We start from the raw sequence: 13,130 nt of genomic DNA on the forward strand, positions 1-13,130 counted from the left end.
GGAGGGCAAGCCGTGCCTGAACTTGGCGTGATTGCGCAGGTCAGCCCTGCCGTAACGCTACGGGACGACAACAGGGGGCCACTGTCGTCACGTCAGGCTCCTCCATCACGGCAGTATCGCCTCGACGCCCACCGCGTACACCTCGGCGCCAACGGATCGCGACGAGACATTCACGAAGGGTTCACTCCTCAGCGCGGTGACGGCGGTGTCCAGTCGGCGGCCGAATCGGTGCCGCGACCGAGCCAACCGTCCGGAAGGGCGCGAAGAACGCCGTTGCGCAGAGAGGACCCGACCCGACCGCGCGCGCCGAGGACCGCGCCGAGGCGTTGTGACGCCTTCGCCAGTTTGACGGTTCGGGAGCGCCGCAACCGTTCGTACTCGGCGAGGCCGTCCTCGACGCTGCGATTCGTCATGCACACGCCGAGGGTCACGGCGTCCTCCAGCGCCAAGCCCGCGCCCTGACCGAGGTCGGGGGTCATCGCGTGCGCGGCGTCGCCCACGAGGACCGCGCCGGAGCCTTCACCGGTGTGGACGTACCGCTGCGGCAGGGGCTTCAGATAGGCGATCTCCTGCTGATGGATCTCCTCGGCCCGGGTTGTGGCGATCAAACGCGGGATCGGATCGTGCCAGTCCGCGAACCAGCGCTTCAGCAGGTCCCGACGGACGTCCGGTGGTTCCGGTCGAAGCCCACCCGGCATGACGGCCGCCCAGTAGACGCCACGACGACCCATCGGCGCGTATAGGAACCGATGACCGTCGGGTCCCTGCGTCTCTCCTCCCTCGTCGGGGAGTTCGGGGGCGCGGTGCGGGGGCACGACGGCGCGAAACGCGACGGTCCCGGTGCCGCGAATCCGGCTCGCCTGGTCGATGGCGGAGCGCACCGCGCTGCCGATGCCGTCCGCGCCGACGACGAGATCGGCGGGCCACCGTCGGGCCCGGTCCCCGGCGGCGGAGCGAACGAGATCGATATGAGTGGCGGTGGTGCTGGTGTGCACCTCGACGTCGCTACCGAGCGCGGCGACCAGAGCCTCGAAGAGGTCCTCGCGATGCACGACGACGGTCGACACCTCGGGCGACTCGGGCGTGCCGATGTGGACGAGCTCGCGTCCGTCCCGCCGACGGTATCGTCCGGCGTTGACGGGCGTCGCCATCGCCTCGATGGCCATACCGAGCCCGAGAGCTCGGAGCGCCCGGATCGCGTTGGCCTGAACGAGGAGTGCCGTTCCGTCTCCGCGCAACCGATCGCCGCGTTCGAGCAGCGCGACTCTCCACCCCGCTTGCTGTAGCGCGATGGCCGATCCGAGCCCGGCTATGCCCGCTCCGACGATGACCGCGCGTGGCTGCGTTGACATGGGGGGTTACTTTCCGCTCGGTTCTCCGTTGTCTTTGTCTTCGGCGGACTCCTCTTCGTCCGCCGTGGATTCCTCGCGTTCCTTGACTGCGGCGACGGCCGCCGCGACGACGTCGGGATCGGGGTCGTCGTCGTTCGATCGCGTCGCGTCGGCGAGGTACACGCCGTGCGCGGCCGACGGGCTGTTCCAGTCGACCGGCAGGAGACCGGTCTCGGCGTCCGGCACGAGGACCTGACGTTCACCGTGCACCCGCAACAGGTAGATGATCGCGCCGACGACCATCACGAGAGCGACCCACTCGTTGACTCGCAGCCCCAAGAAGGCGTGCGCCTCGTCGATGCGGACACCCTCGATCCAGAACCGGCCGACGCCGTACAGGCCGACGTAGATCGCGAAGGCGCGACCGGCGCCGAACTTGAACTTCGCGTCGAGACGCCACACGACGAGCGCGATGCCGAGGTTCCACAGCAGCTCGTACAGGAACGTCGGGTGGTAGGCGAGCGCGCCCTTCGTCTCCGGGGGGATGCCCTTTTGGTGGTTCGCGTCGATGACGACGCCCCACCACAGTTCGGTCGGACGGCCGTAGAGCTCCTGGTTGAACCAGTTGCCTAGACGTCCGATCGCCTGCGCGACAGGCAACGCGGGTGCGATGGCGTCGGCGACCATCACGAACGGCACATCGAGTTTGCGGACCGCGATCCACGCGCCGACACCGCCGAGGACGACCGCCCCGGGGATGCCGAGGCCACCGTTCCAGATGTAGAGGGCCGCGATCGGATTTCCGCCCTCGCCGAAGTACGCGTCCGGGGAGGTGATGAGGTGATAGATGCGTCCACCGATGATGCCGAAGGGCACGGCCCAGACGGCGATGTCGAGAACGGTGCCGGGCGGAGCGCCACGGCGGCGAAGCCGAACCTCCGTGATCCAGCAGGCCACGACGATTCCGGCGATGATGCACAACGCGTATGCCCGGAGCGGAAGCTCCACCCCGATGAACGGGATGGGAATCAGCCATTCGCTCTGTGACGGGCTGGGGATGAAGGCGTAATCCACAACCGGAACGCTACCGGTTCATCTCCGCGGCTTCGACGCCCCGTCGGCCAGATCTGTTGTCAGTCGGGACAATGCACGCAAACCGGCCGCGAGGTCCTCCCCGTTGTGCAGACACGACACCATGGCGGAGCCCACGATCACCGCGTCGGCGTACCCGGCGACCTCGGCCGCCTGCTCCCCGTTGCGGACCCCGACACCGACGCCGATGGGCAGATCGGTGACCTTGCGGGTGCGTTCAACGAGCGCCGGCGCCACCGCCGAGGTGTGGTCACGGGCTCCGGTGACGCCCATGACGGACTGGGCGTAGACGAAGCCCGAGCACACCGCGACGGTCGCGGCGATGCGCTCAGCGGTGGAGCTCGGTGCGACGAGGAAGACCCGGTCGAGGTCGTGTTCGGCGGAGGCGGTGAGCCAGTCGTCGGCCTCCTCGGGGATCAGGTCGGGCGTGATGAGGCCGGCGCCCCCGGCTGCCGCGAAATCACGCGAGAAGGCTTCCACGCCGTACTTCTCGATCGGGTTCCAGTACGTCATGATGAGGATCGGAACGCGGCCCGCGACGGCTTCCACGATCCGCAGGACGTCGGCGGTCCGCACGCCCGCGGCGAGCGCCGTCTCGGCGGCGCGTTGGATCGCGGGGCCGTCCATGACGGGGTCCGAGTAGGGCAGTCCGATCTCGATCGCGTCGCAGCCGGAGTCGATCATGGTGTTGATGGCCGTGATGGAGTCCTCAACGGTCGGGAAGCCACCTGGCAGGTAGCCGACGAGCGCGGCCCGCCCATCGGCGCGCGTGCGGGCGAAAGTCTGGGCGAGGCTCACTGATGCTCCTATTTAGCCAGTCCGAAGTATTCGGCGGCGGTCGCCATGTCCTTGTCCCCACGACCGGACAGGCACACGACGATCGCGGCGTCCGGCTTGTCGACCCGCAGCCGGTCGGCAAGCCGCAGCGCACCCGCGAGGGCGTGGGCGCTCTCGAGGGCGGGAATGATGCCCTCGGTGCGGCACAGAAGCTGGAACGCCTCCATCGCCTCGGCGTCGGTGACCGGCTCGTAGCTGGCGCGGGCCGTGTCCTTGAGCCAGGCGTGTTCGGGGCCGACGGCGGGGTAGTCGAGCCCGGCCGAGATCGAGTAGGACTCGACGATCTGACCGTCATCGTCCTGCATGACGTAGGTGCGGGCACCGTGGAGGACGCCAGGGGTGCCGGCCGAGAGCGTGGCACCGTGCCGACCGGTTTCGACGCCCTCTCCCCCGGGCTCGTAGCCGTGCAGGGCGACGTCGGCGTCGGAGATGAACGGGGCGAACATGCCGATCGCGTTGGACCCTCCCCCTACACAGGCCGCGACCGCGTCGGGCAGGCGGCCGAGGAGGCGGAGGCTCTGCTCGCGGGTCTCGGTACCGATGCCGGACACGAAGTCGCGAACCATCGCGGGGAACGGGTGAGGACCGGCGGCAGTGCCGAGCAGATAATGCGTTGTGTCGACTGTGGATACCCAGTCGCGCAGGGCCTCGTTGATGGCGTCCTTGAGCGTCCGCGAACCGGTCGTGACGGGGATGACCTCGGCGCCGAGCATGCGCATGCGGGCGACGTTGAGCGCCTGTCGACGAGTGTCCTCCTCCCCCATGTACACGGTGCACTCGAGGTCCAGGTACGCCGAGACGGTGGCCGTGGCGACGCCGTGCTGACCGGCGCCGGTCTCGGCTATGACACGCGGCTTGCCGAGCCGCTTCGTCAACAGCGCCTGCCCGAGAACGTTGCGGATCTTGTGCGCGCCGGAGTGGTTCAGGTCCTCGCGCTTGAGGAGGACGCGGACCCCCGCCTCCTCCGACAGCCGGGTGGCGTCGTAGAGGGGCGACGGGCAGTTGGCGTACTCGCGCAGCATCCGGTCGAACTCGTCGCGGAACGACTGGTCGGCCCAAGCCTTGCGATAGGCGGCGTCGAGCTCGTCGAGCGCCGCGATGAGCGCCTCCGGCACGAACCTGCCGCCGTAGCGCCCCCAGTGGCCGAACTCGTCTGGTCCCGTGTCGGTGGTGTTCATCGAACCGGCCTCGGTGTTGATGGGTGACTGCCGGCGGTCACCATGTCGGCCACCGCCTCGCGTGGGCTCTTGCGGGTCACGAGGCCTTCGCCGATGAGGACGGCGTCGGCGCCGACGGACGCGTACCGCAGCAGGTCGCGGGTGTCTCGGACACCGGACTCGGCGATCTTGAGCACCCCGGACGGAAGGCCCGGCGCCAGTCGCTCGAACACCGACTTGTCCACTTTGAGGGTGCGCAGATCGCGCGCGTTGACGCCGATCACGCGGGCGCCGGCGGCGAGCGCGCGGTCGGCCTCCTCCTCGTCGTGGACCTCGACGAGCGCCGTCATGCCGAGCGATTCGATGCGTTCGCGCAGTGCCACGAGCGCGTTCTGCTCGAGCGCGGCGACGATGAGCAACACCAGGTCGGCGCCGTGGGCACGAGCCTCGTGAACCTGGTAACTGGATATGATGAAGTCCTTGCGCAGCACCGGAATGCGAACGGCGGCGCGCACGGCGTCGAGGTCGTCCAGGCTGCCTCGGAAGTAGTTCTCCTCGGTGAGGACGCTGATCGCGCGGGCGCCCCCGGCGGCGTACTCGCACGCCAACTCGGCCGGGTCGGGGATCTCGGCGAGCTTCCCCTTCGACGGCGACGAACGCTTCACCTCGGCGATGACGCCGACACCGGGCTGCCGCAGGATGCTGAAGGCGTCCAATGCGGGCGGTGCCTGTTCGGCGAGGGACCGTATCTGTTCTATAGGGATTCGACGCTGGCGTTTCTCCACGTCAACGGCGACTCCGGCGACTATCTCGTCGAGCACACTCACCGCGCGTACTCCTCTCCCGGCGCCGTTTGGCTGATAGTAGGTGCTGATGGATCGACCCCGCGATCGAGGGCGTCCCACAGCGCCGAAGGGTCGTCTGATAGGGCGACGGGACGCTCGATCCGGTCGTATCGGGCGGACATTCGCGGCCATCGGGCGCCCCGCAGGAACGTCCACGCCGCGACGATGACACCGCCCACACCGGACAGTAGGACGATCGCGGGCCAGACGCCGGGCGTGCCGACGAGCCCCGTCACGCCTCCCGCGACGGTCGCCGCGCCGGCGGCCGCGATGGCGATCGCGACGATCTTGCGCAGCGAACCACCGACGGCGAAGATCGCTATCGACGCGGCCAACAGGACGAGGGCCGACGGCAGGATCCAGCCGGCGATCGCCAGCCCGGTCTCGGTGATCTCCTCGGACGGCAGCGGCGCGGGTCTCGGGCGGGTCGTCGTCGACCAGACGCGTCCGGCCGCCCACAGTGCCGCCGACCCCGACGCCAGGCCGGCGACGACAGCCATTGGCAGTGATCGGTCACGTGTACTCGTCATCGTGTGCCACCCTCGTGCCAGATTTCACGTCCGGTGAAGCAGGTGCGCGTTCCGGTGTGACAGGCCACCCCGGTCTGGTCGACTCTGACCAGGAGCGCATCGCCGTCGCAGTCGACGGCGACCGACACCACCGCTTGGGTGTTGCCGGACGTCTCCCCCTTGACCCAGTATTCGTCACGACTGCGCGAAAAGTAGGTCGCCGTGCCGGTGTCGAGGGTGCGGTGTAGCGCCTCGGCGTCCATCCACGCCAGCATGAGCACCTCACCGGTGTCGTGCTGTTGGACGATCGCGGCGACGAGACCGCGCTCATCCCAGGAGAGGCGGGCGAACTCAGCGTCGCGACCTGCGCGGCCAGGCAAGGATCCCACGGCCACCGATTCTGGCCGATCATCGGCACGGCGCTGCGCGCGGGTGCCGTCCCACGAACCGGGACGGCCGGGGTGAGCGCGTTCCCGGTCGACGCGTCGCGGGCGGAGGCGCCGTCGCATGAGCGCCAGCCCCGTGTGGGCACGCGAGACAGGAAACGGTTTCCCGAACCCGCCCTATACGGCCCCGGCCGACTCGATCTGGTCGAGACGCGCGACGATCACGTCGTGGTCGGCGCGGGCGCGGGCCTGCTCCTGGACGTGGATGTGGGCGTCGCCGACGATCTGTTCCACGGTCGACGCCACCAGGGACCGGGTGCGTTCCTTGGCGGTCCTGACGTCGCCTCGGTTGATGCGGACCTCACGGAACTCCGAGACGCCGATGCCGCCCGCGATGAGCGCGCCGAGACCGAGCGTGACCCCGAAGCCGAGCACGTTCGACCATATGAGACCGAGCGCGACCAGGAGCGCCACCGCGGAGCCGATGAGCAGCAGCCCACCCGAGTTGCGGACGGCCGGGAACAGACCCTCGATGTGGTTGTCGTGGGCGATCAGGTCGCGTTCGGAGACGCCGTCGCGGGTGACGGTCAGGGTCTTGCCGTGTGAGCGGATGTCTCGCGACAACGCCATCGGGCGACGACTCTCCTCGAAGAGCTCGGCGGCGACGTTTCGCAGCGTCGACACGGAGGCGCGGAGCGCGACGACCCGTGCGGGCGTCGGCGCGTCCTCGGACAGCAGGTCTTCGCGGATCAGGTCGTCGATGTCACCGATCGGGCGCCGCCACGCGGGATACACCTTCTCGTCGAGTCCGTCGAGCCGGTCTCGGTGGTGTTTGGCGCGCTCGAAGACGGGCCGGGCGGCGGCCGAGCCCTCGGCAGCCAATTCCTCCATATAGGATCTCCAGGCGTCGATGTCCGAGCCCGAGTCGTCTCGGACCGGGGCGTCCAGGATCTGCTCACACCGTGTCCGCAACGCGCGCAGCGCCTGAGCGGCCGTCGGGCGGTCCTCATCGGGCACCAGCCACGTCCGCCACTGTTTGACCGTGGCGGAGTCACTGGCCTCCGTGAGTCGTTCGAGCAGTGTCGCGAACGCCTCGGGGCCATGGGCTCCGGACGCGGAGGCGAGCCACAGGGACCGCCATGCCGTCGACACCGAGGCACGGTCGATCCCGGACGGATCGCGGTCGAGAAGGGACGGATGGGCCAGGAGGAGGTCTCGCGCGGGGCCGCTCGTCAGTTCACGGCGCTCGAAACCGTGGCCGGCGGACAACAGGAACAGGCGCGACCGCACCGGATCCCGCCCCACCGCCGACTCGAACCAACCCGGGTCCACGGGGGCGCCGCCTAGGCGGGCCAGGACGTCGCGCGCGGCCGGAGGAAGCCAGTATTCGGGAATGTCGGCGAAGTCCGCCTTCACGTCCGCCACACCCGAGGCCAGTGCCGCGAAAGACCGACCGATGGCGTTGTGGACGGCGAGTTCGTCATCGAAGACCAGCAGATCGAACCGGAGCTCGACATATTCCATAAAGGAGTTCAGTCGCTCGGAGACGGCGGAGAGCTCCGTCGACAACTGTTTGCTGGTCGAACGGGCGTCGCGCAACTGACGGCTGAGGCTGCGCGTCTGCCGGGACACCGAGGAGGCCAACGACTCGATCGCCTCGTTCTGGTATCGATCATGACCGGTGGCGGTCCACCAACTGCCCTCGTACATAAGCGATTCAGCCCTCCAAGTCGGTCGGTCCGTCGGCGGCCGACGGCATCGCCGCGACGCGACCGTGCGAGATCGGTCGTCGACAGCGGACACCAAGATATCGACGCACCGCAATATTGTGCGCGGTCGTCGCGCCGGTCTCCGTTCCGCCCGCCACGCGCTCCCACGGTCGAGCTGAGGGCGGCAACTATGCTCGGGCGGTGACCACCGATGGGAAACGGAGCGGGCGGCGCCCCGGCAGACCCGACACCAGGCAGGACATTCTCAACGCTGCGCGTGTCGCCTTCGCCGCCGACGGCTACGACCGGACGTCCATCCGACGGATCGCCACCGACGCGGGCGTAGACCCCGCGCTCATCCACCACTACTTCGCCACCAAGGACCGGCTGTTCCTCGCCGCGATCGAGGCGCCCTTCATTCCCTCCGAGCTGATCAGCCAGGTCGCCGAGGGAGACTTCGCGACGTTCGGTCGAAGACTCGTCGCGACCTTCGTCCAGATCTGGGACGGCGAGATCGGCGAACGCGCGCAAGCGTTCCTGCGATCGGTCATCGCGCACCCCGATCGGCGAACTCTCGTCAACGACTTCGTGCTGACGCAGATCCTCCGCGAAGCACTCGGCCACGCCGCGCCCGACCTCGATCACGCGGAAACGCGCGGCAGTCTCGTCGCGTCCCAGTTGCTCGGCCTCGCGTTGACCCGGAACATGTTCCAGCTACCGCCGTTGCAGGCCCTGACGCCCGAACAGATCGTCAGGATCTACGCCCCCACCATCCAGCGTTATCTGACCGCAGAGGCCGCCGAGCTCGGTCTGACGCTTTCACCCGAGTGACACGGACGGCCCCGACGACGGCCCCGCCGTCGCCCTTCGGAGCGGATCGCCGAGAATCACCCGCATGACGACGATCCCGGATCTGTTCGCCGCCTCGGCCGCCCGCGACGCGGCCCGACCGTTCCTCACGTACTACGACGACGCGACGGGCGAACGCACCGAACTGTCCTACGCGACGATCGACAACTGGGTCTCGAAGACGGCCAACCTGCTCGTCGACGGCGCCGGGCTCGGTCCCGGCGGGCAGGTGTCGGTGAATCTGCCGCCGCACTGGCTGACTGGCGTGATCATGCTCGGAGCGTGGCGGGCGGGGGCGGCGATCCGCCATGACGACGCGGCCACGGACGCGGCGTTCGTCGACGAGACCCTTCACACAGAAGCCGAGGCCGACGAGGTCTACGCCGTGGCGCTGGCGCCGATGGCCGTCGGACTGCGGACGGAGTCGGCGCGCGCCGCCGCCGCCAACGGTGAGGTCACCGACTATCTCACCGAGGTCCGTACCCACGGCGACCACTACGGCGGGCCACGCGTGTCCGATGACGCGCCCGCCCTCGTCGCGCTGCCGCGCGGCGGGGACCTGAGCCAGGCGGCGCTCGTCGAGGCGGCGCGGGAGCGCGCGGCCGAGCTCGGCCTGAACGGCGGGGAGCGGGTCCTCATCGCGACCGATCGTCCGCGCCCCCTGGACTGGCTGCTGGCGCCCCTCGCCTCGGCGGGAGGAGTCGTCCTGTGCGTCAACAGCGGCGCCGTCGACCTCGCGAAGCGGGCGGCGTCCGAGAACGCGAGGACCCTGACGCTCTGACCGATCGGCGTGACCGCGCGTGAACGGCGCCGCCCGAACGACGACCCGAACGGGTGTGCCAAGGCGACCGTTCCGAGGCACCGCGCGCACGGAAACGGCAGGTAGAATCGCCTGGCGTGAGCCTCACACAGCGCGCCAGCAATCCCACCCGTCTGCTCGTCGTCGACGATGAGCCCGTACTCGCCGAACTCCTCGTCGACTCGTTGACGTTCGCCGGTTATGAGGTCAGCGTCGCCCGTACGGGATCGGAGGCGCTCAACTCCGTCACCGAGTATCAGCCCGCGCTCATCATTCTCGACGTGAACCTGCCGGACTTCAACGGTTTCGTCGTCGCGGCGCGGCTACGCGCGGGTGGGGACGACACGCCGATCATCTTCCTGACGGCCAGGGACGCCCCCACCGATCTGCGCGACGGATTCGGCGCCGGTGGCGACGACTACCTGACGAAACCGTTCCGCCTCGAGGAACTGCGGCTGCGCATCGACGCCGTCCTGCGCCGAACGCTGACGCCGACCGCGGGGGACTCGTCCACGTTGAAGGTCGCGGACCTGGTCGTCGACGTCGACGGACGCCGGGCCTGGCGGGGGAACGTCCCGATTGAACTGTCCACCATCGAGTTCAGCCTGCTCCGACATCTGGCGACCCACCCGAACAAGGTGTTCTCCACCGCCGACCTGTCCAGGCACGCGTGGGGCAGCGACAGCAAGGCCGACGCCTCGACCGTCCACCTGGGCATGTCGGGCTTGCGCCGCAAGGTGAACCGCCCCGGACAGTCCATGATCGACACGGTGGCGGACCTGGGCTACGTCATGCGAGTCCCCCAACACTGACGGCCTTACCCGACACACCCCGTGGAGCCCCCGACATGGCGATCAAGACCCGACTGATCCTCGCGATGGCGGCGCTGCTGTGCGCGGCGACCATCATCATCGGCACGGTGGCGATCACGGCCGTCACCACCGAGATGACGTCCAATATCGACGCTCAGCTGTACGAGTACATGGAACAGGCGGACTTCACCGAGAACGACACCGAGATCACGTCGGCGGAGCAGCCGACCTTCCAACAGATCGCGCTCATCATCCTCGACCAGGACCAACGCGCGATCCGCGACATGAAGGCCGGCTTCGCCGACACTCCACTGCCGCTGCCGGATCTGAACCGCACCCTCCCGGAGCCGGGGGTCCCGGTAACGGTGACGGCGGAGTACGGCAGCGTCCAGTACCGCATCCTGACGGCCCCGTTCCCGGAGAAGAACGTCTGGACGGGCGACCGCATCGCCGAGACCGTCGTCGCCGCGGTGCCGATGACCGAGGTCGAACGGGTTCGCCAGAACCTGTTCCAGACGATGGTCTACACGGCGCTGGTCGTCCTGACGGTCGGCATCATCGCCGCGTGGTGGATCACCCGACGCGGGTTGCGTCCCGTCAATTACATGATCGACGCCGCGTCCGCCGTCGCGGGCGGTGACCTGCGTCGACGGCTTCCCGCGCACAGCCAGCGCACCGAGATCGGCAAGCTCGCCACCGCACTGAACATCATGGTGTCCAAACTGGTCGGAGCGATCACGGAGCGGGACACCCAGCAGGCTCGGCTTCGGAGGTTCGTCGCGGACGCGTCCCACGAGTTGCGCACCCCGCTCGCCGCGATCAGCGGCTACGCGGAGTTGTACGAGTCCGGTGGCACGCCCCCCGGGCCCGCTCTCGACCGGGCCATCGGGCGCATCCTCAGCGAGAGCCAACGCATGGCCAGTCTCGTCGACGATCTGCTCCTGCTGGCGCGCCTCGATCAGGTCGAGGACGAGTCCGCCTCACCGGTGCCGCAACGCATCGACCTGGTGGCGCTCGTCAGTGAGTGCGTGGACGACGCGCGCGCGGCCGGCGGCGAGCACCCGATCGAACTGACGGTGACGGGGGCGGTCACCGTCGCCGCGAGTGGGGCACGCCTGCGCCAGGTCATCAGCAATCTCCTGAGCAACGCCAGAATCCACACTCCACCGTCCACATCGATCACGGTCACGGTGGCCCGGCACACCGCGCAGGCCGTCGTGACAGTGCACGATGACGGCCCCGGAATTCCCCCCGAGCATCGACACCGGGTCTTCGACCGCTTCTACCGCGCCGACGACTCCCGCTCCCGCGAGACCGGCGGCACCGGCCTCGGCCTCGCGATCGTCAAGTCGATCGTGGAGTCCAGCGGCGGCCGGGTCGAGCTCGCCAGCCAGCTCGGAAAAGGCACGACCGTCCGGGTGATCCTTCCCGTCGCGGAGGACACCGCCGACACCAACTGACAAATCCCGCGCCACGACGGGTCCGCCGAAACACCGCTCGCGCTCCAGAACACTCGTCGGCCCATGCGCCGGGACGCGGGAACAGCGTGAACGCCCCAGGAGACACCGAACCCCCGCACACCACTGTCGTGTGCGGGGGTTCGGTGATGGCACCTGGCGTCAGCCCTGGTCGGACTGCTTGTCCGGCTTGTCCTGATCGTTCTCCTCGTCCTCGGGCAGCTTCGGCTGGCCGAGCAACGGGTCGGCCGCGAACAGCTGCGCCGCCGCGTCCATGGATCCGAACGGACTCGGTGACACATGCGGAGAGGCGCCGAGGGCCAGATCGCTCTCCGTGTCCACGGGCGGGACGTCCTCGGCCTTGGTCGGGACCTCGGGCGCGGGCACGTCGACTGCCTCGACGTCACTGTCCGACGAGGACTCGGTGACGGGCGGGGGCGTCGACGACGACTTGCCACCCAACGAACCGGTGAGACCGCCCATCGCGCCTCCGAACGCGTCGAGCGCCCGGGTCAGTTCGGCCGGGACCACCCAGACCTTGTTCGACTGACCGGCGGCGATCTGGGGCAGCATCTGGAGGTACTGGTAGGCGAGGAGCTTCTCGTCCGGGTTGGCGCGGTGGATCGCGCCGAACACGGTCTCGATCGCCTTGCTCTGACCTTCGGCCTGAAGGATGCGGGCCTGCCGGTCGCCCTGCGCGCGCAGGACGGCTGCCTGCTGTTCACCTTCGGCGGTCAGGATCTGCGACGCCTTGACACCCTCGGCCGTCAGGATCGCGGCACGACGGTCCCGCTCGGCGCGCATCTGCTTCTCCATCGAGTCCCGCACGCTCGGCGGCGGGTCGATCGCCTTGATCTCGACGCGGGTGACCTTGATACCCCATCGGCCCGTGGCCTCGTCGAGCACCTCACGAAGGGCGCTGTTGATGATGTCTCGGCTGGTGAGGGCCTTCTCCAGGTCCATCGAGCCGACGACGTTACGCAAGGTCGTCACCGTCAGTTGCTCGACACCCTGCAGGTAGTCGGCGATCGCGTAGGTCGCGTCGACGGAGTTCGTGACCACGTAGTAGATGACCGTGTCGATCGACACGACGAGGTTGTCGGACGTGATGACCGGCTGCGGCGGGAAGCTGACGACCTGCTCACGCTTGTCGACCTTGGCCCGAATGGCGTCCAAATAGGGCACCATGAAGTTGATGCCCGGTCGCATGACCTTCTTGTACTTACCGAAACGTTCGACGATGTATTCCATCTGCTCGGGCACCATGCGCACCGCCTTGAACATGGCTGTCACCACGAACAAGACGACGACCCCGAGCAGGATCAACAACAGGGGTTCCAGGTCTTC

General features: G+C 68.7%; 13 protein-coding genes. 4 read left to right on the forward strand and 9 right to left on the reverse strand.

The annotated features are described in order from the left end of the window. Nucleotides 1-188: 188 nt before the first annotated feature. From ACM9NP_RS05090 to ACM9NP_RS05125, 8 genes are all read right to left on the reverse strand, one after another. Complete coding sequence (locus ACM9NP_RS05090) at nucleotides 189-1,352, reverse strand: FAD-dependent oxidoreductase (protein WP_415645408.1); 1,164 nt, start codon at nucleotides 1,350-1,352, stop codon at nucleotides 189-191. 6 nt (nucleotides 1,353-1,358) lie between these two features. Then, entirely contained in the window at nucleotides 1,359-2,405 is a 1,047-nt protein-coding gene (lgt, locus tag ACM9NP_RS05095; protein ID WP_415645409.1) for a prolipoprotein diacylglyceryl transferase, read from the reverse strand. A gap of 18 nt (nucleotides 2,406-2,423) precedes the next feature. Then, on the reverse strand, nucleotides 2,424-3,221 hold the full coding sequence (gene trpA / locus ACM9NP_RS05100) for a tryptophan synthase subunit alpha (RefSeq protein WP_415645410.1): 798 nt from the start codon (nucleotides 3,219-3,221) through the stop codon (nucleotides 2,424-2,426). Nucleotides 3,222-3,229: 8 nt separating this feature from the next. Further along, complete coding sequence (gene trpB / locus ACM9NP_RS05105; protein ID WP_415645411.1) at nucleotides 3,230-4,438, reverse strand: tryptophan synthase subunit beta; 1,209 nt, start codon at nucleotides 4,436-4,438, stop codon at nucleotides 3,230-3,232. After that, complete coding sequence (gene trpC / locus ACM9NP_RS05110) at nucleotides 4,435-5,238, reverse strand: indole-3-glycerol phosphate synthase TrpC (protein WP_415645489.1); 804 nt, start codon at nucleotides 5,236-5,238, stop codon at nucleotides 4,435-4,437. The genes trpB and trpC overlap by 4 nt, the downstream gene beginning before the upstream one ends. A 2-nt stretch (nucleotides 5,239-5,240) precedes the next feature. After that, nucleotides 5,241-5,792, reverse strand: coding sequence for a Trp biosynthesis-associated membrane protein (locus ACM9NP_RS05115; RefSeq protein WP_415645412.1), 552 nt, complete (start codon nucleotides 5,790-5,792; stop codon nucleotides 5,241-5,243). After that, nucleotides 5,789-6,151, reverse strand: coding sequence for a phosphoribosyl-AMP cyclohydrolase (gene hisI / locus ACM9NP_RS05120; RefSeq protein WP_415645490.1), 363 nt, complete (start codon nucleotides 6,149-6,151; stop codon nucleotides 5,789-5,791). The genes ACM9NP_RS05115 and hisI overlap by 4 nt, the downstream gene beginning before the upstream one ends. A gap of 183 nt (nucleotides 6,152-6,334) precedes the next feature. Further along, nucleotides 6,335-7,867: a hypothetical protein gene (locus tag ACM9NP_RS05125; protein ID WP_415645413.1), complete on the reverse strand. Its 1,533-nt coding sequence runs from the start codon at nucleotides 7,865-7,867 to the stop codon at nucleotides 6,335-6,337. A 200-nt stretch (nucleotides 7,868-8,067) separates the two neighbouring features. Here ACM9NP_RS05125 and ACM9NP_RS05130 point away from each other — a divergent pair, with 200 nt between their 5' ends. The 4 genes from ACM9NP_RS05130 (at nucleotide 8,068) to ACM9NP_RS05145 (ending at nucleotide 11,786) form a co-directional block, all read left to right on the forward strand. Further along, a complete protein-coding gene (locus ACM9NP_RS05130) occupies nucleotides 8,068-8,697 on the forward strand; it encodes a TetR/AcrR family transcriptional regulator (RefSeq protein WP_415645414.1) in 630 nt (209 codons plus the stop codon). Between the two features lie 64 nt (nucleotides 8,698-8,761). Continuing rightward, nucleotides 8,762-9,496, forward strand: a complete 735-nt coding sequence (locus ACM9NP_RS05135; protein ID WP_415645415.1) for a TIGR03089 family protein — start codon at nucleotides 8,762-8,764, stop codon at nucleotides 9,494-9,496. 116 nt (nucleotides 9,497-9,612) lie between these two features. After that, nucleotides 9,613-10,326 carry a response regulator transcription factor gene (locus ACM9NP_RS05140; protein ID WP_415645416.1) on the forward strand — a complete coding sequence of 238 codons (714 nt, stop codon included), beginning with the start codon at nucleotides 9,613-9,615 and terminating at the stop codon, nucleotides 10,324-10,326. 35 nt (nucleotides 10,327-10,361) lie between these two features. Then, nucleotides 10,362-11,786: a sensor histidine kinase gene (locus tag ACM9NP_RS05145; protein WP_415645417.1), complete on the forward strand. Its 1,425-nt coding sequence runs from the start codon at nucleotides 10,362-10,364 to the stop codon at nucleotides 11,784-11,786. A 159-nt stretch (nucleotides 11,787-11,945) separates the two neighbouring features. On the opposite strand, the gene ACM9NP_RS05150 is transcribed toward ACM9NP_RS05145, so the two are convergent. Continuing rightward, nucleotides 11,946-13,124: an SPFH domain-containing protein gene (locus ACM9NP_RS05150; RefSeq protein WP_415645491.1), complete on the reverse strand. Its 1,179-nt coding sequence runs from the start codon at nucleotides 13,122-13,124 to the stop codon at nucleotides 11,946-11,948. Nucleotides 13,125-13,130: the final 6 nt, after the last annotated feature.

This window comes from Stackebrandtia soli (assembly GCF_965137155.1).
In the GTDB taxonomy this organism is placed as follows: Bacteria; Actinomycetota; Actinomycetes; order Mycobacteriales; family Micromonosporaceae; genus Stackebrandtia; species Stackebrandtia soli.